Below are 24057 nucleotides of genomic sequence, written 5' to 3'. Positions count from 1 at the left end.
CCGGCTGATGAAACGCCGTCCGGAACAAGTCGAACCACTCCGTGACCGACCGTGTCACGCCGTCGACTCTGCAGTCTCCGCGAACCCGGCCAGCCGGGGGGAGAAGGTCCCGGCCGCGCCGGGGCCGGGGCTGTGCGCCACCCCGTCGTCGGCCCGCGGGGCCGCGGACACCCGTTCCCGCCGCGTAACCCGCCGGTAGCTCCCTCTGGGACGGCAAGGCCCCCTCAGCCGCGCTCGGTCCTGGCCTCGGCCCGCTCGGCGACAGGCACGGCCAGGGGACGGGCGAGCCCCACCACGCCTTCGTCGAGACGCTGCAGGTGACGCAGCACGCGGGAGGTCACCGTTCCCGAGGACTGCGTGCCGGAACCGTCGTCCCGGAGCGTCGAGGCGATGGTGGCACCCGACTCGACCTCGCCCGCGGCCCCTTCGTCCTCGACGTACGCCGCGAGTACCCCGATGTTGTGGGCGATCCGCTGCCCGGCCCCGTGCAGGCGGGGGTCGGCCGCGACGGTCCTGCTGTGCGGGACCAGCTCGGCGGTCGCCGCGAGCGAGCGGGCGTGGTAGGCGCACGTCTCCAACAGCGCCACCAGGTAGCGGACGGTCTCGCGCCGGCCGCGCAGGGGAGTGATAGGAAGGGTCAGCGGGCTGGTGGAGTCCCGCAGTTCGTCCAGAGCAGTGTCCAGACTGCGGGCCTTGCTGAGCAGGTCGGAGGCGGGCCCGCCGCTGAGCTGTTCCACCGCTGCCGACACGACGTCACCCAGCCGTTCAAGGACCGTCCCCAGCAGCTCGTCGGTGCGGCGGTCGGTGCGCACAGGCAGCACCAGGAGGGCGGCGACGACCCCGCATGCGGCGCCGATGGCGGTCTCCTCGATACGCAGCACCAGCACATCGAAGCTGTACGAATTCAGCAATGTGTACAGCAGGCCCAGCATGGCCGTGACGAAGAAGGACATGACCGCGTACGACAGCGGTGCCGTGAAGAACATCGCGAAGATGAAGACGAGGACCAGCGCGAACGAGAGCCCGGTGTGGCCACCGACCAGTCCCGCCAAGGCGACACCCGCGACGGCGCCCAGGAAGGTGCCCAGGAGCCGCCGGTATCCCTTGACCAGGATCTCGCCGGTGGAAGCCGTGTTCAGGAAGACCACCCAGCAGGTGAGCACTGCCCAGTACCAGCGCTGGGCGGAGAGCAGCTCACCGCCGATCATGGCCAGCACTGAGCCGACGGCCACCTGGAAGGCAGCCCTCGTGGTGGGACGCCGCAGTCCACCAGGGTCATCCACGGCGTCGGGCTTCCCAGCCGACGCGAGCGCGATGTCCTCCGCGTCGAATTCCTCGCGTGAACGCGTGGTCGCCGGGGAGTCGTCGGACTCGTCCTGCGGGCCGTCCAGTGCGAGGCGCAGGCCCAGGACGGACCGGGCGGCCTCACCGATGCCGCGAAAGGCGTCCTGTATGCCCGCGGGTGCGGGCGGCAGCCTCTCCTCGTCACGGTAGCCGAGCAGCCGGTTGCGTATATGGGCCACTGCTGTGCCCCCGTCGCGCGACGCGGGCCGGCTGACCAGCAGGTGCAGAGCCTTGAGATCCCTGCGCAGGGCGATGGTCGCGTCGTCCTCGGCAGGCCTCCAGTCATCGGTGAGCGGCACGGGCGCGTGCGGCAGATGAAGGGTGAGGGTGTCCGCGCTCTCGGCACTGCGGGCGTTCAGCAGAAGCATCCCCAGCCGTTCCACGGCGATCTCGGCGTCGGCGACCCGGCGTTGCAGCAGAGCCGCCTCGTCAGCGTCCCGCGTGCCCTCCTCAAGACGGCCCTGGATCATCAGCGCGGCCTCGTGCAGTCGCGCCGTCCGCCGCCGCATGTCGTCGAGCACCTTCTCCAACTGCTCGGGTCCCGCGTCGAGCATGTCGATCTGCATGGCGACGAGCTGGGCGAGCCGAGTTCGAAAGGCGTCGCGCAGTCGCGTCAGGACGCGTGAGGGCGTTTCCGGTACGACACCGAAACGCACTACCGCGCTGCAGCCGAACCCGACGGCCACCGCCGGCAAGAGCGTCGGCAGGGCGGACGTCGCGGCCCCGACGAAGAGGGAAAGGAAGTAGATCTGGAAGCAGATGAGGCCGAGTGCCGTACCTCGGTCGCCGAAGCGTCGGCAGTAGACGGCGCCGAAGATGAGGGCGACGAAGAACAGGTCGCCGACGACGATCCGCGAAGCCAGCAGCGGGCCCAGCGACATCGCGACGAGAGCGACCGGCAGACCGAGTCCGAGGGTGACCGCCTGGTCGCGTACCCCCTTGTCCTTGATCGCGAAAGTGGAGGTCATGGCTGTCATCGCACCGGCGACCATGTACGTGACCCCCGTGTCGAACAGAGCCAGGACGACCAGAGTGAGGGCGATCGCCGACACGGTTCGCAGCCCGGCCGTGAGCCGCAGCAGCCCCGGATCCGATGCCGCGAACCGATCCCACACCATGGCCCCGCCCCGCCGCCGCACTGCCCTCACCCTGCACTTTCGCCCGCTGACCGCCATGATCCACCCTCCGTTCAGCATCGCACGGCGAAGGGCCGGAGGACGATCACGGGTCGGCGTCCGGCAGATTCCGGAGCGGCTCGGCCCGCTCTCGACATGACCGTCGCCGGCGGGAGCGTGCCGCAGAGTCCGGAGGGCGGCCAAGGGGTGCGGGGTTCAGGGGATGAGTGGTCCTGTCCGGTCGTCAGTTCACCGACGGCGCTCTGGGAAGCGTCGTCCTCGGGCTCGCTGCCGGGCACGAGGAAGAAGGGCGCAATGGTCATGGTCTTCCACTTTGTGTCGTGAGGCAGCGCTTCAGCATGTGAAGGCTGCCGGATCAGGGAGGTTGGCCCAGGAGGGCCACGGCCAGGGACCGGGTCCACGACACCGCCGGCGACCCGCACGTCACGTGGGAGCCGTGGAGAACCCCGATCGGTGTCAGCGAGGGGTGTCAGTGACGAGCCGCCAGGCGAGGGTGTCGGTCAATGCCGTGCGTCGGTGCTGGGCGGGCCCTTTCCATCGCGGCTGCCGCCGAGAGCGGCGCCGATCCGGGCTGGGGCAGCGTGCCGGCGGTCCATCGGCCCCGTCGTCAGCTCCTGCTCAGCCGCCGCGCGATGGCCGCGAGCAGCTCATCCAGCGCCGCCTCGGCGGGTCTCCGGCCCCTTGGCCGGGCAAGCCCGACCCGGCTCGGTGAGATCCCGCGGACCGGACGGAACACCACGTCCGGGTGGGAGTAGAAACGGGCCGCCGACGCCGGGGCCAGCGCCACGCAGCCGGAAGCCACCGCTGCGAGCCACTCATCGGGACGGCTGGTGACGGCGCCGACCCGGACCGGGTGCCCTTCTCGCTCCTGGGCCGCCAGCCAGTGTTCCCTCCAGGCTCCGCTCTCGGCTCCGGCCGCGACAAAGGGCTCGTCCCACAGTTCCCGGAACTCCACCGTCTCGCTGTCCGCCAGCGGATGTCGAGCCGGCATGAGCACCCCGCGCTCCTCGACGAACAACTCGCGCACGTTCAGCCCCTCCTGCCCCGGAAACGGCAAACGCACCACTGCCGCATCCACTTCGCCCCGGGCCAGGCCGGCACTCGCGTCCGACCAGTCGAACTGACGCAGTTCCACCCGCCACTCCGGCTGCGCCTGGCGGAACTCGGCGATGACCTCGTGGACAGCGCCCACGGCGCCCGCGTCCAGGAAACCCAGGCGCAGCACCCGCGCCGCCCGGCCGGTTGCCTCTACCGCCTGATCCCAGCCCTCCAGCAGCGCGGGCACCCGCGCGGCGAGTTCTCGACCGGCCTCGGTCAGCACCATCCCGGACCGCGAACGCGCGAAGAGCGGCACCCCGAGACCGTCCTCCAAGCGCCGGATCTGCTTCGTCAGCGCGGGCTGCGAGACGAACAGTTTTTGCGCAGCCCCGGTCAGGCTGCCCTCCTCCGCCACTGCGGTGAAGTACCGAAGCAGGCGCGTGTCCACGTCCATGCCACCAGGTTATAGAAGCAGGTATTGGACGGCGCCGAAGCGCCCGCGGACCCTTAAGGCATGACCGGTACCCAGCTAGCATTCCTCGTCGTCACCTTGTTCACCGCCGCTGTCAACGTCGGTATCGCCGCGGCCGACCTTGGCGGGGCGCGCTTCGTACTGGCCAACTCGGCGCAGGTGGGTGTGCCCCGATCATGGCTGCCCCGGCTGGCCGCCCTCAAGCTGGCCGGTGCGGCGGGCCTCCTCCTCGGCCTCTTCGACGCGGCACTGCGTCCCCTCGGTGCCGCCGCGGCCTGCGGTCTCGTCCTGCTCTACCTGGGCGCGCTCGCCTTCCATCTGCGCGCCCGCGTGCTCTACAACCTCGCTTTTCCCGCTTTCTACGTCGCCACCGCCGTCGCCTCATTGGCGTTGGCCGTGTCGTCTTGAGGGCGACACCGCTCAACTTCGATGAGAACACCCGGATCGGGCCCCTGCGGATGCCCTGGGACAGCGGGGCTGTCGGAGTGGGTGCGTTCTCGGTGGTGATGACGGTTGTCATGGTGTGTCCTTGACGGAAGGGCGCACAGGGCTGTGCGAGAGGGTCAGGTCCAGGCCTGTCGTTCCTGGCTGCGGGGGTCGTCGACCTGGGTCCACTCGGCGTCGATGTGCATCGTGGCCCGGCGTGTGGCGTCGTACTGGTCCCAGCCGGGGTTGCCGGTCCTGGCGAAGCGGATCCAGGCCTCGTGCGTGCGGGCGGCGAGGTCCGCTGGGGGCTTGCCGGGGCCGAGCAGGGCGCCCTCACCCGCCAGCTGCGGAAGCTCCGCGATGTCGAAGACGAAGGGGAGTTCCATCGCGTGGGTGGCGCCGAGGTCTCCGCGCAGGGCCTGGGAGCGCCAGGCGAACTCGTAGCTGAACGTGGCGGACTGGGGGTGAGCGGCATGTGCGCCGGCCAGGGCCCAGCTGCCCGCGCCGAACAGCGCGTCGCCCATGATGGCCGACCGCAGCTCACCGAAGGACGCCCGGGGGCGGGTGTTGCGGTACGTCTCCACGAGCTGCGCGGGCTTCGGGTGCGAGCGCGCCGCCGTATCGTCGACATCGCCGGCGGTCGAGGTGGCGTACTTGTCCACCGGGACCAGGTAGAGGTTTCCCTCCTCGGTGTTGATCCCGACGAGCAGATCGGCATCGGCGCTCAGGCCGGCGCCGACGGATACGGCGGGCTGTGTGTCGAGCACCAGGCTGAAGGGGCTGAGGCCGATCAGCGGATCGTGGTGCGTCTCGGTCCGCAGGTCGATGCCCGCGAGCCGGGATGCGGCCTCCACCAGGCGCTCGTCGCAGATGTCCGCGAAGGCGTCGGCGTGCGGCGCGATGCCCAGTTCCTCGGCCGCGGCCTTGGTGACACGGGCGGCCTGCTCGGAGGTGAACGCCCCCAGACCGCTGCCGCTCTGCACGATCGCCCGGCGGAACAGGCCCGCGGCCTCAGGGGTGGCGAGGACGCCGCCGACGACGGTCGCCCCGGCCGACTGGCCGAAGAGGGTGACGTTGTCCGGGTCACCGCCGAAGACGGCGATGTTCTCCCGGACCCAGCGCAGCGCCGCGACGACATCGAGCAGGCCGCGGTTGGCGGGCGCCCCGGGGATGTCGAGGAAACCGGCGATGCCCAGCCGGTAGTTGAGTGTGACCAGGACGACGCCGTCGCGGGCGAAGGCGGAACCGTCGTACAGCGCGGACCGCGTCGACCCGGCGACGAACCCGCCGCCGTGGACGAACACCATCACGGGCAGACCGCTGTCCGCGGCGGTGGGCTGGAAGACGTTGACGGTGAGGTAGTCCTCGCCACGGCTCCAGCCGGCGCCGAAGTAGGGGGCCATGTCGATGCTGCCGAGCTTCCGCTCGGACTGCGGGGCGGTGGGGCCGGGCGCGGTGGCATCCCGTACACCGTCCCAGGGCTCGTGCGGCTGCGGCGGGGCGAACCGGCCGGTGCCCATCGGAGGAGCGGCGTAGGGGATGTTCAGAAAAGTAGCGGTGCCGTCGTCCTGGCGGACACCGCGGACGGCTCCCTGTGCGGTGGTGACGACGGGCTCGGGTTCGTGGCTCACAGCTATGCCTTTCGGGGGGTGTCAGCCCTGTTCGGAGTACGGGGCGAAGGGCGCCCAGCCCTTGATGTCGAACGTGTTGCCGTTACGCGCGATTTCGGCGGCGCCGTGACCACCCAGGTGCGCGGGGATCAGGAGCGCGTTGTTGTCGGCCGCCCAGCCCAGCACCTTGCGGCGGGTGGCGCGAGCGCCCGCGGGGTCCTCGCAGAAGCAGCTGTTGGCGTCCGGCTCGACGATCTGCACCGGGTTGTGCAGCAGGTCACCAACGAACACCGCGCGGTCCGTCCCGGAGCTGAGGGTCAGCACGGAGGAGCCGGGGGTGTGTCCGGGAGCCGCGTCCAGGCGCAGGTCGGCGTCGATCTGGTGGCTGTTCTCCCACAGCAGCGTCTGGCCGGCCTGGTGCACCGGGGCCACGCTGTCCTCGAAGACGTTCTGGTTGCCGCGGCCGGGCAGCGGCTGGTGGCCGTTTGCCGGGTTCCAGAAGTCGAAGTCGTCCTTCGGCATCAGATAGGTGGCGTTGGGAAAGGTGGGAACCCAACTCCGCTCGTCCAGGTAGGTGTTCCAGCCGACGTGATCGATGTGCAGATGCGTGTTGATCACGATGTCCACGTCTTCCGGCTGGACGCCGGCCCGGGCGAGGTTGGCCAGGAAGTCCGTCTCCAGGTGGCTCCAGACCGGCGCGTACGGGCGCTCCTTGTGGTTACCCACACCGGTGTCGACGAGGATGGTCTTGCCTCCGCTGCGCAGCAGCCAGGTCTGGATCGCGGAATTCACGGTGTTGGTCTCGGAATCCAGGAAATGCGGGGCAAGCCAGTGGACGCCCGCCTTCCAGACTTCCTGCGAGCTTTCCGGGAAGAAGGCGTGGGGCTCCATTTCGACGGACCCGTAGTATTCCCATACGCGGGTGATGGAGACGTTGCCGAGCGTGATTTGTTCCACGTGATTTCCTTGGAGTTCGGAAGGTTTACCCAACCGTACGAGCGGCTCCAACGGGCGCGGTATCCGTCATGTGACTGCACCGGTGCGTACGGCTCTGAGCACCGGGTGTTTCCTCTTGCGGGCCAGGCTGTAGCCGAACACCACGCCGTGGCCAGTGCCCGCCAGCCGCCGGGCACTTCGGAGCAGCACCTCGCCGGTGCTCTCGGTCCTGATGAAGACGACCCATGCGGTCACCACTGCCCCGTATCGCAGGTGCGGAGGCAGCCAAATGGATGGTCCGGGTGGTATTCCGGCCGCGCGGGCAGCAGGACCGCGAACGGGTCCGGGAGCGGCTCGGTCAGCCGTGACGGAAGCGCAGGCACAGGTCTCTTCGGTGATCGCAGAGCGTAAGCAATTCCATGATCAACGGGACCTGTGCCCGCTCGGCCACCTACCTTGTGCCTGTCCGCGCGGCCGAACAGCGCTGTCAAGCTCGGGGCTACTTGCGCTGTCCACTTACCAGCCCGCCGTTTTCAGGGCTTCAACCGGTTCGGTTCCCAAAGGCCCGGCGAACCAGGGTAGTCGACCTGACCACTCGACAACGCGCCTGCCTGCAACGGCCTGAGGGACCTTCTCACGGTGCCTCCGCGCACGGAAGCCGACAGCTTGGCCACTCAGATGCTGTTGGCGATGCGCTCGTGGTCCCGTTCGCCCTCGCGGGTCTGGATACCAGCGGCGAGCAGCTTGTGGGCCAGCTCGGTGACCTCATCGCCGAACGCCGCGAACAGGCCCTCGTTCTCGACGGCGTATGCCGCACGCGGAATCGGCTGCGCGACCGCGTCGACTGCAGCCTTGGTCATGGGTATCACCTCTGGCCGCAGGCCGGCGATCCGTCGGGCGAGGGTGTCGACGAAGGAATCGAGTTCCGCAGCGGGCAGGGCACGGTTGATCAGACCGTACCGTTCCGCGAGCTCCGCGCCCACGAGTTCGGCGCCGAGGATGAGTTCCAGGGCTCGGGCCCTTCCTGCCAGGCGCGTCATGTTCACCGTGCCGCCGCCTCCGGGGAGGATCCCCATCAAGGACTCCGGCTGCCCCTGCCCCGACCTGCCGATCGCCGCGAATCGCATGTCCAGGTACATGAAGAACTCGTTGCCCGCGCCGCGCGCGAAGCCCGCCAGCTTGCCGATGGTGACCTGCGGCAGCGAGCGGACCTCCTCGCTCATCGCCTGGAGGATGTTCAAGCCCTCGGGAATGGCCGAGCCCGGTGCGGCCGCGATCGCAGCGCGAGTGGCTGCAGGCAGCGCGTCAGGGTCGGTGAGGTAGGCCATGTCACCGTGCGCAACGAAGAACTCGGGGTCAGCACTCTCGAAGACGATGACGCGGACGTCGGCGTCGTCCCGCACACGCGCGACGAATGCCCGGAGTGACGGCAGGAGGACCGCGTCCATCAGATTGAGCGGCGGGTGATCGATCGTCACCGTCGCGACCCCCTCCGAGACGTCGATCGTCAGGGCGGGAAGGTCTTCGTAGCTCATGAGGTGCTCCGTATCGCGGTAAGGGACGGCCCGTCACAGGGCCGCCGGCTGAGGGCAGTGGTGCGAATCTCGGCATCGCGCCTGACACTGAGTGTCAGGTTAGGAACTTGTACCCGAAGAAGCAAGCGAGTGCGTGAGAGTACACTCGTCCCCATGAGTGCAGCGCCAGTCGGTACCCGCGAGATCAGCCGCCACGCGGTGCGAGCAGAGCTGGCGCGCGTCGCGTTCAACCAGTTCTGCCTCACCGGCTTCAACCAGGTCACCTTCGCCGACCTCTCCAAAGCCGCCGGGGTGTCGCGGAGCACCTTCCTGCGCTACTTCGGCACCAAGGAAGACGTGGTCCTGTTCGTCTTCGACCCTGTCGGTGACGTCATCACTGACGCGCTCGATGCCGAGCGGGCCAACCGGGACGATTGGAGCCGGCTGCGCAACGCGCTGGAGTCAGCCGTGACGTTCCTTGTACGAGACGTTCAGGAACTCGTGACGATCCTCGGCCTCATCGAGCAGACCCCAGCCCTGTGCGCACGCCTCCGCGAGAAGCAGGCTGAATGGCGACCAGAGATCGTCGCCCGGCTGCAGAAGACAGCCGCCGGGGCCGTCGGCTCATCGGTCATCGCCAACGTTCGCGCAGCCGCGGCGCTCGAATGCTTGTGGATCGTCCTCGGGCAATGGAGCGCGAGCGACGGCGAAGAGGACCTCGGCGAACTGCTGGACGATGCGTTCGCCGCCTTCGCGGCCCCGACATGCCAGCAGACGGAAGCTGCGTCGTAAATGGCCGAGGCGGCGGGTCCCTCGGCGGTGCCGAAGCAGCCGAAGGAGTGGTCGACCCGGCGGCGGCGGTGATCGCGTCGTCGGAATCCAGCCCCGGCCGCGAGTGCAGGGATGGGGTATCGATCCGGCCGAAGCGGATGGTGTCCCGCCCAGCCACGCGGGGCCGAGGTTCGGCCATGTGGGTCTGCGCCCAGTTCCGACGACTACGCTCTGAGTGCTCTGAGCGGGTTCGATACCTCTGCCGCCGTACCCCCACGCTCGGGGGGTATCTCGATTCCTTGGAGCATCCGTGCAAAACGATGGAAGGGCTGGTGGGGACCAGAGCTCGACGCGGAATTCCGGTCCGGCGGTGGTGAGCCGAGAAACCGAGATCGCAGAAATCATCCGACGTGTGGGCACTGACCGGTCCCACAGCGATGTCTTGGTCGTCACGGGTGACCCCGGTGCCGGAAAGAGCACGCTGCTCGACCTCGCGGCCGATCGTGCACGGGGCGCGGGTGGCCGAGTGCTGCGGGCGGTGGGGAGCGAATCCGAGGCCCACCTAGGATTCGCCGGTCTCCATCAGATGCTGCGCCCTGTACTCGCTGAAGCGGAGGGACTGCCGTCGCGGCAGCGCTCCGCGCTCCGAGCCGTCCTGGGGCTCGAAGAGTGTGCGGAGACTCCCGACACAATGCTCGTCGGTCTGGCGGTCCTGACCTTGTTGTCGGACCTGGCGGAAACCGCCCGGCTGCTGGTGGTGGTCGACGACGCCCAGTGGATCGACCGCGGATCACTGGACGTTCTCTCCTTCGTGGCACGACGCATGGACAGCGAACCCGTCACGCTTCTGGTCGGAGTCCGCACCGCGGACGCGCTGCCCGGCTTCGACAAGGGATACGAACGCCTCGAACTCGGCCCGCTGGACGCTGAGGCGGCCAACCAGCTGCTGGACCGGCAGCCCACGCCGCCCACCGGCCGGGCCAGGGTACGGATCCTCGAGGAGGCGGCCGGCAACCCGCTGGCCCTGGTGGAACTCGCCCACGCCACCGCGATCCGGCGCCCCGAGGGCGGTGGCATGGAGGGCCCGCTGCCGGTCACCGACCGACTGGAGCGGATCTTCGCGGGGCATGCGGCGGACCTGCCGGGACCGACCCGCCGCATCCTGCTGCTGCTCGCGGCCGCCGACGCGGCGGACGCACCGGCGGCGGCCGTGGGACTTCCCGAGGCGGACGACGAGGCATGGGTACCCGCGGACCGGGCGGGTCTCGTACGCCAGGACAGATCCGGGATCTCCTTCCGTCACCCGCTCGTCCGCTCCGCCGTCTACCATGCCGCGTCGTTCGAGGAACGCCGCCGGGCCCACCGCGCTCTCGCGGAGTTGCTGCGCGAGGAGCCCGACCGCCGAGCCTGGCACCTCGCCGCCGCGACCGTACGCCCCGACCAGGACGTGTCGGACGCCCTCCAGCAGACGGCCGACCGGGCCCGGCGCCGGGGTGGCTTCGCCGCGGCCGCCGCGGCCCAGGAGCGCGCCGCGGAACTCAGCCCGCGCCGCGAGGACCGGGCGCGTCTTCTGACCGAAGCCGCTGCCACCGCGGTCTTCACCGGTCAACTCGGCTGGGTGGAACACCTGGCTGCCGCAGTCCGCGAGTGCACCGACGACCAGGCACTGCTGGGCAGGGCCGCACTGGCCACCGGACAGCTCATGTCCCTGGGCCCCCGTCACACAGCCGCCTTCGCCCTGCTCATGCGTGTTGCCGACGAGGCGGCGGACGCCCGGTCGCCCCTCCTTCTCGACGTGCTGGCCGCGGCGGCGGTGGTCCGTTACTACTCGGGCGATGAGTCCCAACAGCGACAGATCCAGAACCTGCTCTCCCGCATGCCCGACGATGCCGCCGGAGCGCCACTGCGCGCCTGGGTACTGGCCGTCTCCGACCCCAGCAGCGCAGGAGCCCTCCTCACACCGGCCCTGCCCGGGCTCATCGCCAAGGCCAAGGGCGACGCCAGTCGCCTGACCGCGCTGGCCATCATTGCCTGGCTGCTCGACCAGACCACCCTCGCCGCCAGGACCTTCGACGAGGCGTTCGACCAGTGGCAGGCCCGTGGACGGCTCCCGGACGGACTGGGATGCGCGGCCGGCTGGACCCGCCTGGAGCAGGGCCGATGGGCCGAGGCGCGCTCGGTGGCGACTGACATCGCGGCCATGGCATCGTCGGCCGGACTCGACCACGCCGAAGCGTGCGCTTATGCACTCGACGCCACCGTGGTCGGCCTGCTCGGTGACCCGGCCACCGCACGCCGGCTCGCCGAACGAGCCCTGGCTCTCGTCGATCCACTGGAGAGCCGCTCCGTCGCGGTCTTCGCGCGTCGGGCCCTCGGGATGGCGGCCGTGGCCGAGGGAGACTACGACACCGCGTACACGCAGTTTCGTTCCGCGTTCACCGACGACGGCGATCCGGTCCACTACCACGCCTCCTACACCGTCCTGGCCGAACTGGCGGCGGCAGCCGTCCGCCGAGGACGGCGGGAGCACGCCACACAGCTGCTCGAACGGTCGGCGCGGCGCCTCGGTACAGGCATGTCGGCACGCGTGAGCGCCCTGATCGACCGGGGCCGTGCCCTGCTGGCGGATCCCGAGTACGCGGAGCCGTTCTTCCGCGCGGCGCTCGAGGAACCCGCAGGTGAGCAGTGGCCGTTCGAACGGGCGCAGACACAGCTCGACTACGGGGAATGGCTCCGGCGGCAGCGCCGAATCGCCGAGGCCCGTCCGCTGCTGAGCGCCGCCCTGGAAACCTTCCAGCGGCTGGGCGCGCGGCCGTGGGTCGAGCGGGCACAGGCAGAACTGCGCGCCGCCGGCATCGAGGCCGCCGATGTCGTGCCCAGTGGCTTTGCCGAACTCAGCCCCCAGCAGCAGCAGATCGTCCAGCTGGCGGCCCGTGGTCTGACGAATCGTGAGATCGGGGACAAGCTGTTCCTCTCACCGCGCACGGTCGGTTCGCACCTCTACCGGGCGTTCCCCAAGCTGGGCATCACCGCCCGCTCACAGCTCCGCGACGTGGTCGAAGGCATCCTGTCGGGTACCGGCGTCCAGGGCTGAGTGACGTTTCCCCGTTATACCGGACACTCGATGCTTACGCCGCGAACCGATCCGGAACAGCGCCACCAACGACAAGGCGCCGCGCCCGACAGCGCTCGTCCACGGAAACGGGAGCAACGGCGGCGGGTGACAACCCAGCCCCGCGGATTGTTGATTCCCACATGGCACCCGAAGAGATCGGGGCACCCGCACGCCGATGATGTGCGAGTCCTGTCAGGCCGAACGGCGCCGGGTGTGCGGCCAGACAGTCAGGTCGCCACCCCGCTGGGCCAGGTGGAAGGCCGGCCGGGGGCGGTCCGGAGGGTGACGTGCTGGTGGCGGTCGCCGTGCGCGGCGTACGCGCGGTCGCGGACCCGCCACGAAGTGCGCCGGCCGTTGCCGCGCCGCGCGAGCAACCGAAGCCGGGATCAGGCCGCGACGAGTTCCTGGTCGCGGTCCGGCGTCCTGACCTTGGGCTTCTTGTTCGGCAGCGAGAGCCGGAAGACCTTGTGCCACGCGGAGAACACCTGCTTGGGCAGCGGGCCGGTGACGTATTCCAGCTCGTACTTTTCGAACAGCGCGCGCACCTTCACCGCGACCTCGGCGTATCGGTTGCTCGGCAGGTCCGGGAACAGGTGGTGCTCGATCTGGTGCGACAGGTTGCCGGTCATGAAGTGCATGGCTCTGGTGCCGCTGATGTTCGCCGAGCCCATCATCTGGCGCAGGTACCACTGACCGCGCGTCTCGCCCTTGATCGACCGGCGCTCGAAGACCTTTACGCCCTCGGGGAAGTGTCCGCACATGATCACCGAGTGGGTCCAGATGTTGCGGACCAGGTTCGCGGTGAACGTGGCGCCGAGCGTGGTGAGGAACGACGGGCCCGACAGCAGCGGGTGGATCACGTAGTCCTTGAGCACCTGCTTGCGGATCTTGCGGCCCACGGCCTTGGCCCGCGCGTGGAATTCCGGGTTCGTGCGGCGTCCCTTGGGCAGGTTCTTGCCGAGTTCCAAATCGTACGCTGCGATGCCGTACTCGAAGAAGCAGGCGTTGATGAAGTTCCACAGCGGCTGGCCGAGGTGGAACGGGTGCCACTTCTGGTCCTCGTCGACGCGCATGATGCCGTAGCCGAGGTCGTTGTCCTTGCCGATCACGTTGGTGTACGTGTGGTGCAGCTCGTTGTGCGAGTGCTTCCACTGTTCGGACGGCGAGACGTGATCCCACTCCCAGGTGGTGGAGTGGATCTTCGGGTCCCGCATCCAGTCCCACTGGCCGTGCAGGACGTTGTGGCCGATCTCCATGTTGTCCATGATCTTCGCCACGGACAGACCGGCGGTGCCGAGCAGCCACGCGGGCGGGAAGATCGAGAACAGCAGTACGCCCCTGCTGACCAGCTCGAGCTTGCGCTGCGCCGAGATGACCTTACGGATGTAGGCGGCGTCCTTCTCGCCGCGGCCGGCGATCACCTCGTCGCGGATCGCGTCCAGCTCGCGGCCGAGCTCCTCGATCTGCTCCGCGGTCAGGTGGGCGGTGGGGTCGATGGCGGTCAAGGTGCTCCTACCGTTCGATGTCGCAGGGGCCCGCCGCGGCGGACACGCAGGTCTGGATGAGGACGCCCGGCTCGGCCTCGGTGATCTCGCCGGTGCGCAGGTCGCGGACGGCGCCCGCCTTGAGCGGCGTGATGCAGCCGAAGCAGATGCCCATGCGGCACCCGGAGGGCATGAGAACGCCGGCCTCCTCGCCGATGTCCAGCAACGGCGTGGCGCCGTCCGCGTCGACGGTCTTGCCGGTGGCGCTGAAGGTGACCTCGCCGCCGCCGCCGCCGCCGTCGCCGGCGACGACGATGCCGGGGCGGAAGCGTTCGGTGTGCAGGCGCCCTTGTACGCCGTGCTCCGTCCAGTGCTCTTCGGCGGCGTCCAGCAGGCCCGCGGGCCCGCAGGCCCAGGTCTCGCGCTCGGCCCAGTCGGGCACGAGTTCGTCGAGACGGGCGATGTCGAGGATGCCGTCCGTGTTGGTGTGCACCTCGGTGAGCCGCAGCTTCCTGTCCGCGACCAGGTCGTGCAGTTCGTTGCGGAAGATCACGTCCTGCGGCTGTGGCGCGCAGTGGACCATGACGACGTCGTCGAACTCGGTGTCGCGCAGCATGCCCATCACGGGCGTGATGCCGCTGCCGGCCGTCAGGTAGAGCACCTTGGCGGGCTTGGCCTGGGGCAGTACGAAGTCACCGGTCGGCTGGTCGAGCTGGATCAGCGTGCCCGGTTTCGCCCTGCGGACCAGGTGGTTGCTGACCTTGCCGTCCGGGATCGCCTTCACGGTGATCGTGACGCGGCCGTCCCGACGGTTCGTCGGCGAGGTGATGGAGTAGGCCCGCCACAGGCGCACCCCGTCGACGTCGACCCCGATCCGCACGTACTGACCGGCTGAGTGGCCGCGCCAGCCCCGCCCCGGCCTGATCACGACAGTCGCGGCGTCACCCGTCTCGGGGTGCACGGCCTCGATGCGCCCACGCAGGTCAGCGCCCGCACGCAGCGGACTGACCAGGTCGAGGTAGTCCGACGGCAGCAGCGGTGTCGTGACCATCTCCAGCAGTTTCCACGCCCTGCTGCGGAGGGCTGTACTCATCATGACTCCAGCTTGCTGTGCCTCAAGGAGTAAAGTCCTGACCGCAAGACGTGAATCTGATCGGCGAGATTGTTCGCAGGGAACAAAACGTGAGCCATGCAGTCCGGAGGGCCAGTGAGCTGGCCCTGGATGAAACGACGGTCACCGCGCTACGGGCCGCGCTGAAGACCACCGCCGACGAGGTCGTCCAGGCGATCATCGACGAGGTCCCTCCCTACGCCAACGCCCTTTCGGGCCGCATGGGCGTCACCATCCGCCGAGCCGTCCGTACCGCGCTGGGGCACTACCTGGACCTCGCGAGCGGGAAGGCCACGGGCGGCGACGCCGGTGAGGCGGCCTACGAGCTGGGCCGCGGCGAGGTGCGCGACGGCCGTTCGATGGACGCTCTGCTCAGCGCCTACCGCGTCGGCGCCCGCGTGGCCTGGCGAGGCCTGGCAGCGGGTGCCGTACCGGCAGGTCTGCCCGCCGCCGAGGTCGCCAAGTTCGCCGAGCTGACCTTCGCCTATATCGACGAGCTCTCCGCCGCGAGCGCCGCTGGCCACGCCGACGAACTGGCCGCCCGGGGCCGGGCCCACGAGCGCCACCTGGAGCACCTGGCCCGCGACCTCCTCGCCGGCGCGAGCCCGGACGTGCTGCTGGCCTCTGTTCGACTGACCGGGTGGCAGCCTCCGGTAACGCTGACCGCGGTCCTGCTGCCCGCCGCCCAGGCCCGGCCGGCCTACCGCGCGCTCGACCCGAGCACTCTCCTCCTCGACGATCTGCCGGATGCCACCGGTGTGCTGCTCGTCCCCGATGCCGACCGATCACATCTCTTGCGGCAGCTGACGGACCGCACCGCCGTGGTCGGACCGGCCCGGCCATGGACTCGTGCGTCCGCCTCGTACGCACGAGCCGTACGCGCGCGGTCCCTGTCCTCTGCTATCTGCGACACCGAGGACCACCTGCCCGAACTGGTGCTGAGCGCCGACGCGGACGCGTTCGCGGACCTCCGTACCCGAGCCCTCGCACCATTGCGGACCTTGCCTGTCGCGACCGCGCGGCGGCTGGAGGAGACGTTGCGGGCGTGGCTGCTGCACCAGGGCAGGCGGGACGAGGTGGCGGCGGCGTTGTTCGTCCATCCCCAGACCGTCCGGTACCGGATGTCACAGCTGCGGGAGCTGTTTCCGGATCTCGCAACGCCACACCGGGTCCTTGAGCTGACGCTGGCGCTCGGTTTTCAAGTCAGCTGACGCGGACTTCGACCGCGCCACGACGGCCGGGCCGCTCGCGCCGGGACCATCGGGGTTCCGCGACGGCCCCGTGCCTCCCTTCCCTTCCGACAGGTCATCCGGACGAGTGACCGGGCCGGCCTGGCACACCGCGCGAGGGATGATGGGGAGGGAATGACGGAACGTGAGGTCAGGAGCTTTCATGACGAAGCGGGTTCACCGACCGCGTGAGGACGCGGAGTTCAATTTCATCCTCGGGATGAGCGGAGTTCCGGTCCTCGCGTACTTCACCGGGACATGGCCCAAGGCGATCGAGCCCTGCCGGGTGATGGACCTCGTCGTGGATGCTGTCGCCGACGAGTACACGGGCCGCCTGACGGCCGTCCGCGCCGACATCACGCGTTGTCCGGCCGCAACCGAGCGATACGGGATCACCGGAGCCCCGTCCTACGTCCTGCTGAAGGAGGGAGAGGCGGTGGCGCACGGCATGGGGCCCACGACCATCACCGAGGTACGGAAGTTCCTGGACGGCCACCTCTGAGCGGCCTCTGCGGCACGCGGTCGCGACGCCCGTCGTGTCTCGTCCACGGGAGCTGCGCCGCCTCGGAGACTGTGGGGCTGAATCGTCCCCGCAGGTCCGGCAACGCAGTCGATCGCGGTCGCGTTCGGCAGTCGCCCGGTCGCGGCCACGACCTCGGGGAAGGCCGGCCCCAGGCTGATGCGGGGCGCCACCCTTGCGGGAGCCGCAGCGAGGCCGAGGTGCGGTCCTCGTTCACGGTCACGTTCTTCGCGCCGACCTTGCCGAGGTCGGCATATGCCTCCCCTGTGCCCGCATCCACGCAGATGGACGGTGCGGGCGTTTGCGACCACCGATGCTGTGCCCCGCACGTGGCCGTAGAAGCCCGCAGATGCATGAGGGCACATCTCAGGGGCACAGTGGGGGCATGACGATGACGCTCGGTGCCATTGTTCTCGGTACTCCCGATCCGCCCGCGCTGGCCGACTTCTACCGTGCCCTCCTGGGATGGCAGGAGGCCGAGCGGGAGCCGGAGTGGGTCCGGCTGAGGGCTCCCGAACAGGAGCGCCCCAGCCTCAGCTTCCAGATGGAGGCCGACCACACGCCACCGGTCTGGCCTCCGCGCCCGCAGACCCAGCAGATGCAGGCGCACCTGGACCTGCAGGTCGACGACCTGGCTACGGAGACCGAGCGAGCCTGCGCGTTGGGTGCGACCGTGGAGGAGCACCAGCCCCAGGAGGGTGTGAGGGTCCTGCGCGACCCCCATGGTCACCTCTTCTGTCTCTTCCTCCCCGGATCCTGAAGGCTTCTCTCCCTTTCTCTCAGGCGCCTGAGGCCGCGCCCGCCGGTTGCCGGCACCCCGAGACCGCTCAGCGCGCTGCGGGCGCCGCACTCATGACATGAGGGCGCCGCCGCATGCGACCGCGTCTTCGTGGCGGTGGACGGCGCAATGAGCGACCGCGGCCTGTGTTGTACGGCGCCCGCACTCGCCGCCGACGCGGCCCTCCCGGGCGATGGCCACCCGGGCGACCGGGCGGCCATCGCGGTGGCGGGTGCCCACCATCGATCCACGGCGTCCAGCTGCGACGCGGTCGGACGCCCGCCCGTGGTCGCCGTCCACGACGGCCGCGGCCGGCTGTTGATACGGCGCGAGTCCCTCGCCGACATCAACGGCCGCGACGTCGGCCTGTGAACCGTCCGGGGCGACGTCGCGCGGGCCCGCCCCTCTTGGAACCGCCGTGCGCCCTGGGTCGGCGCGGCCTGCACCGGATTCATGAAGCAACCGTGAATACCCTGTGGAATTGATGGCGAGGTGGCCCCTTATGCTGCACCGGACGATCACGCGGGACCAGGGGAGGGCGCGGCATGTTCGGCAAGCTTTTCGGCAGGGGTGGCGAGAGACCGGCGGTTGATCCGCATGCCCTTCCCGTGCCGCGCAGACAGAGGAACGGGATGTACACGCTGCGCGCGCTCGGGGACGCGCGGGTGCTCGCGCTGGTCGAGGCGGCCGGGGCGGGGGACTGGGAGGCGGTCAAGGCGGCGCTGGGGCCCTTCGATCTCGGCAGCGATCACCAGGTGCTGGGTGAGCTGGCCGACTTGGACGGTGTGCAGGACTGGATCGGACGGGCCGTGGAGCAGGACGAGGAGCACCGGGCGACGGCTCTGCTGATATCGGGGACGCGCCACATCAGCTGGGGCTGGGAGGCGCGCACCAGTGCGCGGGCCGTCAACGTCACCCAGGAGCAGTGGCGGATCTTCCACGAGCGCCTCGACACCGCCGAGGAGCAGCTGTTCGAGGCGGCCGAGCTGCGGCCGGACTGGGTCACGCCGTGGCGCAGGCTGCTCACCTCGGGCCGTGGCATGTCGTTGGGCAAAGTCGTCAACGAGACCCGGCTCGAGGCCGCTCTTCGCCGGGCCCCGCTGGACCTGGAGACGCACATCGAATGGGTTTCGCAGCTGCAGCCCCGCTGGGGTGGTGAGCCGGGCGAGGCCATGGCGTTCGCCCGCGACGCGTTCGCCCGTGCTCCGCAGGGCGACCGGATCGGCTGTGTGGTCGCCATGGCGCACATCGAGGACTGGGTCGAGTCGGACGACGCGTCGTGTCTGCGGACTCCCGCGATCCAGGCCGAGTTGCGCAGCGCCGCCGATCACAGCGTCCTCCACCCCGCCTACGCGCGGCGTCCGGGATGGCAGCACGACTTCAACGTGTTCGCGATGGCGCTGTCGCTCGCAGGTGAAGGCCACACAGTCGGGCGCGTCTTCAAGGAACTCGACGGTGCCTACACCGAGTGGCCCTGGACCTACTTCGCGGAACCCGAGAAGCAGTTCGCCCGCCGGCACCGCCGCGCCTGAGCGCCGGCCCCTCCCCGTTCCCGTTTCTGCCGCCTCTCCCACACCGGACTGCCCGATGACTCTGCCCGGCACCGCCCCGAACCCGGCCGACGCCGATCGCACCTTTCAGGTGGATCTGCGCGGCCTTGTCGATCTGCTTTCCCACCACCTCTACTCCAGCCCCCGCGTCTACCTCCGCGAACTGCTGCAGAACGCGGTGGACGCTTTGACGGCCCGGCACGGGCTGGAACCGGGCATCACCGCCGCTGCGCTCGGCATCCGTCTGTACGCCGACGGCTCGGTCGTACGCGTCGAGGACGACGGCGTCGGTCTCACCGAGGCCGACGTGCACAGCTTCCTTGCCACGATCGGGCGGAGCAGCAAGCGCGCCGACCGGATCGCGGAGCAACGCGGCGACTTCATCGGCCAGTTCGGGATCGGCCTGCTGTCCTGCTTCCTGGTCGCCGACGAGATCCTGGTCGTCAGCCGGTCCGCCCGCGCCCCCGACGCACCCGTGGTGGAGTGGCGGGGGCGCGGCGACGGCAGTTACAGCGTCCGCACTCTGCCGGCCTCCGCACGTCCGCACCCCGGAACCACCGTCACGCTGACACCGCGCGCCGATGCGGGCGAGTGGACCCGTCCGGGGCAGGTGCACAGCCTGGCCCGGCACTTCGGCTCCCTGCTGCGCCACCCGGTGACCTTCGACGACGGCTCCGGCGGCCCGGGTGCCCGGGTCAATCCCGAGCCCGCGCCCTGGCAGGGCACGTACCCCACACCGGGCGCCCGTTCCCGCGCGCTGGCCGCCTACGGCGAGGACGTCTTCGGCTTCAAGCCGCTGGACACCATCGATCTGGACCTGCCGGCCGTGGGGCTCAAGGGCATCGCGTGCGTGCTGCCCGAGACGGTGCCGACCGGGCGCCGCCACGGCCACCGCGTGCACGTCAAGGGCATGCTGCTGTCGGAGCAGGCCGAGGAGATCCTGCCCGAGTGGGCGTTCTTCGTCCGCTGCGTCGTCGACGCCGAGAGCCTGCGCCCGACCGCGTCCCGGGAGGCCCTGTACGAGGACGACACCCTCGCCGCCGTCCGCGACGCCCTGGCCGACCGGCTCCGGGCGTGGATCGCCCGGGCGGCCGCCAGCGCCCCCGACCTGCTCGCCCGCTTCCTCCAGGCCCATCACCTGGCCGTGAAGTCGCTCGCGGTGCACGACGACGAGATCCTGCGGATGCTGCTGCCCTGGCTGCCGTTCGAGACCACGGACGGCTCCACCAGCCTCGACGAGTTCGCGCGCACCCACCGCACCGTCCTTGTCACGTCGAGCGTGGAGGAGTTCCGGCAGGTCGCCGCTATCGCCTCGGCCGCCGGACTCGGTGTCGTCAACGGCGGCTACACCTACGACCGTGAACTGGTCCACCGGCTCCCCGAGATCAGGCCCGAGGTCAGCGTCGCCGACCTCGACCCGGCGACCCTCACCGCGCACCTCGATCCCGTCGAGCGCGAGACGGAACTGGCCGCCGGGGCCTACCTCGCCCTGGCCCGTGACGCACTCGCCGTCTTCGACTGCGAGGTCGCGCTCCGCACCTTCCAGCCCGCCTCCGCACCCGCTCTCCTCATCGACAGCCGTGAGGCCCGGCACGAACGCAGCCGCTCCCAGCTCGCCCGTGAGCAGGAGGGCGGCCTGTGGGGCGACATCCTCGGCGCGCTGCGCCAGGAGGCCCCGCGGGCCCAGCTGATCCTCAACCAGCTGAACCCGCTCGTCCGCACCGCCCTCGCCATCGATGAACCCGAACTGGCCCGCACCAGCGCCGAAGCGCTCTACGGGCAGGCCGCACTGTTGTCCCGGCGCCCGCTCAGGCCCGCCGAGTCGAGCCTGATCAACCGCTCCTTCCTCGACCTCCTCGCCCACGCCCTCCGCAAGGACAGCTGACGATGCCGACCGCACCCCAGAACACCGACGAGCTGTACGAGGCACTTCAGGAGAACCAGCGGCGCCCCTACGGCCGCACTCGCACCGTCACCGCCGAGGAACTCGTCGACGTCGCCGAGCGGTTCGAGGACCCCCTCGCTCTGGTCCGTACCCTCCTCGAACTCCAGGAGGCGTACGCCTACGGCTCCGAGCCCCGCAAGTCGCCCGTCGTCTTCGCCCGCCTGCTCACCCTCTTCGACGAGCAGCCCGACGTCTTCGACGAGCGGCTGCGGCACCTGCTGTTCTGGCGGTTCAAGTGGGTCGCGGGCGCCCTCCGCGCGCTGCCCGAGATACCGCTGGCCAGCCTGCGCCAGTGGCTCAAGGAGATGAAGGACCGGTACGAGAAGGCCGGTCTCGGCCTCCAGCCGTACTACGGGCAGGTGTACCAGCTCGCCTCGCACCGCGGTGAGGACACCGCCGTCGCCTACGAGCTGTGGGCGGGCCGCACCCGTACCGCGTTCAGCGACTGCGAGGCCTGCGAGATCTGCGAACGCGCCCTGTACCACCTGGCGGCAGGCGACGACGAGCGCGCGCTGCGCACCTGGGAACCTGTCCTGGCCGGCCAGGAGTCCTGCCAGGAGGAGCCGGCCCGCTCCCTCTCGTACGCGCTGCTGCCCCTGCTGCGCACCGGCGACGTGGACCGGGCCCGCGCACTGCACCTCTCCGGCTACCGGGGCTGCCGCCGCAACGCCTCCATGGCCGGGGAGGTCGGCAGGCACCTGGAGTTCTGCGCGCTCACCGGCAACGAGGCACGCGGCCTGGAACTGCTGGCCGAGAACCGGAACCTGTTCGACGAGGTGGACTCGCCGCTGGATCTGTTCGACTTCCTCACCGGAGTGGACGTTCTCCTGCGGCGCGTCGAGTTCCTCGGTCACGGCGAGCTGCCCGCCGCCGGATACGCGGGCCGCAGCTGGACGGTCACCGGCCTGGGCGCCGAGGTGCGCGGACGCGCCGACGACCTCGCCGCCCGCTTCGACGCCCGCAACGCAACCACGGCCCTCACCGACCGCCGCCGGGCCCGCCTCGACCGTGCGCCGCTGCTGGACTCCCTCGAACTGACCCTGCGCACCCGCACCCTCGACGAGGTGGGCCCGGCCGCCGCCGCTCCGGTCGCGGCGCCCGCCACCCGCAAGACGGCCGACCTCCCCGAGGAACTGCCCGCCCTCATCCTGCGCGCCAGGGAACTGGACGAGCAGGGACACCCCGACGCGCGGCTCTGCTGGGCCCGGCTGCGCAAGCACGTCGCCGCCCGTGGCTACGTCCACCCCGACGACCCGGCCGTGGGCCCGTTCGTACGGCTGCGCGCCGACCTGCTGGCCGACGAGGCGGGCCGGGCCGGGGAGAGGGACGACTTCGCCGAGGCCGCCGACCTGCACGAGGAAGCCGCGGGGCTCTACGAGGACGCCGGAGCAATGGGTGAGGCGGCGCTCTGCCGTGCCTACGCCGCGCTCGCCGCCGCCGAGATCCCCGCGGACGGTGACGAGGGGGCGGATGCCAAGGCCGCCGCGCTGACCGCCGCGCACGCGGCAATGGTCCGGCTGCACGAGGGAACGCCCGGCCTGAGCCCGTACCTGGAGGCCCGTCTGCTGCGGCTGCGCGCGACCGCGCTCGGCCTGCGCCTGCAGACGTCGGCGAGCGAGCAGCACGTAACGGCGGCGTTCGCCGAAGTGGAACTGCTGCACGCGTTCGCCGACCGGCACGGCCTCGACGGGCAGGTGTCCGGCGCCGCACAGCTCCGGGCCGGCACGCACGCCGTCTCCGGCGACCTGGCGACGGCGGTCACCGAGCTCGACACCCTCGTCCTCCGGTTGAAGGAGCACGGCCCCGCCTGGCACCTGCCCCGCACGCTCGGACTGCGTGGCCGCGTCAACCTCGGCCGCCAGGACGCGCAGGCGGCGTACGCGGATCTGGCCGAAGGAGTGCGACTGGCCGGCGAATGGACGACCGTGGCCGCCGACAACGGCCGACTGCACGGTGATCTGGCCCAGGCCTGCATGCACCTGGGCCGCGCCGACGAGGCCCTGCGGCACCTGACGCGCTCGGCGGAACTGGATCTTCGCCGCGGCAGCCGGACCGACGCGTTCTGTGCCTACAGCAACGCGGCGCAGCTCAGCCTCGACCTGGGCCGCATCGAGGACTGCATCGCCCTGCTCGACTCCCTCCTGGCCGATCCCGGCGTCGCCGCCGGAGAGCTGGACGACCGGCTCGTGGCGCAGCTGCGCCTGACCCGAGCCCGTGCGCTGCACGCGGGGGAGGACCTGAAGGCCGCCACGGCGGAGTTCGTTGCGCTGGCCGCCGAGTCGGCGGGCTGGGAGGACGACCCGGGCAGCCACGCCATGATCGCCGCGGAGACGGCCGTACTCCTCGGCGAGTCGGGCGAATTCGGCCGGGCCCGTGAGGTGATGGTCCAGGCGGTCGCCGCCCACGCTCTGGCCCCGCGCTACGAGCAGCTCAGCAACGCCCTGCGTGAACTCGCCCGCCTCCAGGCCGAGCGGGAGGGCGCCGAGGGCCTGGCCGACGCCCTCGCCCACCTCGCCGAGGCCGGCCGGATCGCCGACAAGGCCCGGGCCGCCGCGTTCGAGGCGGACGGCCGTTCCCTGGACACGGCCCTGGCCTACGAGCACGGGCGGGTCCACGCCTACGCCGGTGAGTACGAGACTGCCCTGGCCGCCCTGGAGAAGGCTCTCGGCCTGCTCGGCGAGCCGGATGCCGACAAGGACCGCGCCGGTGAGTGGGCCGAGTGCATGCGTCTGGCGAGTGCGGTGGAGGGCATCTACCTGGAGCGCACCGCTCCCGCCCTCATCCGTCTGGGCGCGGCGCTCTCCCGGCTGAACGCCCTCGGACACACCGAGGAGGCCGAGCCGCTGGCCTCGCTGGCGGCCCGGTTGCGCGACGAGGCCTGAGAAGCCGGTCACCAGGACTCGGCGCAGGCCTGGAGCGTGCCGCCGTACACCAGGTGTGCGACGGCACGCCGGGCTCGGAGGCCGATGACCTTTGGCGGGTCGCCGACAGCTCCGGCGCCTCCGGAGGTCGTGGGCGCAGCACGGGTCCGAGTCCGGTCGCATGCTGAGGGGGCGTCATCCGGCAGGCTCTCTGCGG

Annotated in this window: 17 protein-coding genes and 1 pseudogene; 10 read left to right on the top strand and 8 right to left on the bottom strand. The window is 70.6% G+C overall.

All coding sequences use genetic code 11. The features are described from left to right. Positions 1–224 precede the first annotated feature (224 nt). Together ABTX18_RS00220 and ABTX18_RS00215 are read right to left on the bottom strand one after the other, a co-directional pair. Entirely contained in the window at positions 225–2462 is a 2238-nt protein-coding gene (locus tag ABTX18_RS00220) for an FUSC family protein (protein ID WP_352120458.1), read from the bottom strand. 625 nt (positions 2463–3087) lie between these two features. Continuing rightward, positions 3088–3972, bottom strand: coding sequence for a LysR family transcriptional regulator (locus ABTX18_RS00215; RefSeq protein ID WP_352120457.1), 885 nt, complete (start codon positions 3970–3972; stop codon positions 3088–3090). A gap of 60 nt (positions 3973–4032) precedes the next feature. Between ABTX18_RS00215 and ABTX18_RS00210 the strand changes: the two genes are divergently transcribed. Next, positions 4033–4398: a DoxX family protein gene (locus tag ABTX18_RS00210; RefSeq protein WP_352120456.1), complete on the top strand. Its 366-nt coding sequence runs from the start codon at positions 4033–4035 to the stop codon at positions 4396–4398. Between the two features lie 155 nt (positions 4399–4553). Here the strand turns inward: ABTX18_RS00210 and ABTX18_RS00205 are convergent, their stop codons facing one another. The 4 genes from ABTX18_RS00205 to ABTX18_RS00185 form a co-directional block, all read right to left on the bottom strand. After that, positions 4554–6047 carry a carboxylesterase/lipase family protein gene (locus ABTX18_RS00205; RefSeq protein ID WP_352120455.1) on the bottom strand — a complete coding sequence of 498 codons (1494 nt, stop codon included), beginning with the start codon at positions 6045–6047 and terminating at the stop codon, positions 4554–4556. A 21-nt stretch (positions 6048–6068) separates the two neighbouring features. Continuing rightward, positions 6069–6983, bottom strand: coding sequence for an MBL fold metallo-hydrolase (locus ABTX18_RS00200; protein ID WP_352120454.1), 915 nt, complete (start codon positions 6981–6983; stop codon positions 6069–6071). A gap of 66 nt (positions 6984–7049) precedes the next feature. Further along, complete coding sequence (locus ABTX18_RS00195; RefSeq protein ID WP_352120453.1) at positions 7050–7217, bottom strand: hypothetical protein; 168 nt, start codon at positions 7215–7217, stop codon at positions 7050–7052. A gap of 419 nt (positions 7218–7636) precedes the next feature. After that, positions 7637–8497, bottom strand: a complete 861-nt coding sequence (locus ABTX18_RS00185; RefSeq protein ID WP_352120452.1) for an enoyl-CoA hydratase/isomerase family protein — start codon at positions 8495–8497, stop codon at positions 7637–7639. A gap of 153 nt (positions 8498–8650) precedes the next feature. On the opposite strand from ABTX18_RS00185, the gene ABTX18_RS00180 reads away from it, so the two are divergent. Beyond that, on the top strand, positions 8651–9268 hold the full coding sequence (locus tag ABTX18_RS00180; RefSeq protein WP_352120451.1) for a TetR/AcrR family transcriptional regulator: 618 nt from the start codon (positions 8651–8653) through the stop codon (positions 9266–9268). A gap of 289 nt (positions 9269–9557) precedes the next feature. Next, positions 9558–12341 carry a helix-turn-helix transcriptional regulator gene (locus ABTX18_RS00175; RefSeq protein WP_352120450.1) on the top strand — a complete coding sequence of 928 codons (2784 nt, stop codon included), beginning with the start codon at positions 9558–9560 and terminating at the stop codon, positions 12339–12341. 407 nt (positions 12342–12748) lie between these two features. Here the strand turns inward: ABTX18_RS00175 and ABTX18_RS00170 are convergent, their stop codons facing one another. Both ABTX18_RS00170 and ABTX18_RS00165 read right to left on the bottom strand, forming a co-directional pair. Then, the gene (locus ABTX18_RS00170) at positions 12749–13867 is read right to left on the bottom strand and encodes a fatty acid desaturase family protein (protein WP_352120449.1); all 1119 of its coding nucleotides are present in this window, start codon (positions 13865–13867) and stop codon (positions 12749–12751) included. Between the two features lie 7 nt (positions 13868–13874). Then, a complete protein-coding gene (locus ABTX18_RS00165; RefSeq protein WP_352120448.1) occupies positions 13875–14942 on the bottom strand; it encodes a ferredoxin reductase in 1068 nt (355 codons plus the stop codon). 86 nt (positions 14943–15028) lie between these two features. Here ABTX18_RS00165 and ABTX18_RS00160 point away from each other — a divergent pair, with 86 nt between their 5' ends. The 7 genes and pseudogenes from ABTX18_RS00160 (at position 15029) to ABTX18_RS00130 (ending at position 23861) form a co-directional block, all read left to right on the top strand. Next, the gene (locus ABTX18_RS00160) at positions 15029–16168 is read left to right on the top strand and encodes a PucR family transcriptional regulator (RefSeq protein ID WP_352120447.1); all 1140 of its coding nucleotides are present in this window, start codon (positions 15029–15031) and stop codon (positions 16166–16168) included. 181 nt (positions 16169–16349) lie between these two features. Further along, the gene (locus tag ABTX18_RS00155; protein WP_352120446.1) at positions 16350–16688 is read left to right on the top strand and encodes a thioredoxin family protein; all 339 of its coding nucleotides are present in this window, start codon (positions 16350–16352) and stop codon (positions 16686–16688) included. A gap of 403 nt (positions 16689–17091) precedes the next feature. After that, entirely contained in the window at positions 17092–17466 is a 375-nt protein-coding gene (locus tag ABTX18_RS00150) for a VOC family protein (protein ID WP_352120445.1), read from the top strand. A gap of 117 nt (positions 17467–17583) precedes the next feature. Further along, positions 17584–17856: pseudogene (locus ABTX18_RS00145) on the top strand (diaminopimelate decarboxylase); the annotation flags it as partial. Between the two features lie 173 nt (positions 17857–18029). Continuing rightward, positions 18030–19016 carry a hypothetical protein gene (locus ABTX18_RS00140; RefSeq protein WP_352120444.1) on the top strand — a complete coding sequence of 329 codons (987 nt, stop codon included), beginning with the start codon at positions 18030–18032 and terminating at the stop codon, positions 19014–19016. A 55-nt stretch (positions 19017–19071) separates the two neighbouring features. After that, a complete protein-coding gene (locus ABTX18_RS00135; protein ID WP_352120443.1) occupies positions 19072–20919 on the top strand; it encodes an HSP90 family protein in 1848 nt (615 codons plus the stop codon). A gap of 2 nt (positions 20920–20921) precedes the next feature. Next, positions 20922–23861 (top strand): hypothetical protein, encoded by a 2940-nt coding sequence (locus ABTX18_RS00130; protein ID WP_352120442.1) that lies wholly within the window; start codon positions 20922–20924, stop codon positions 23859–23861. Positions 23862–24057: the final 196 nt, after the last annotated feature.

The organism is Streptomyces sp. NPDC096323 (genome assembly GCF_040302845.1).
GTDB lineage: Bacteria > Actinomycetota > Actinomycetes > Streptomycetales > Streptomycetaceae > Streptomyces.
The sequence above is the reverse complement of the archived record's forward strand: the minus strand, read 5'-3'. Positions and strand labels throughout refer to the sequence as shown.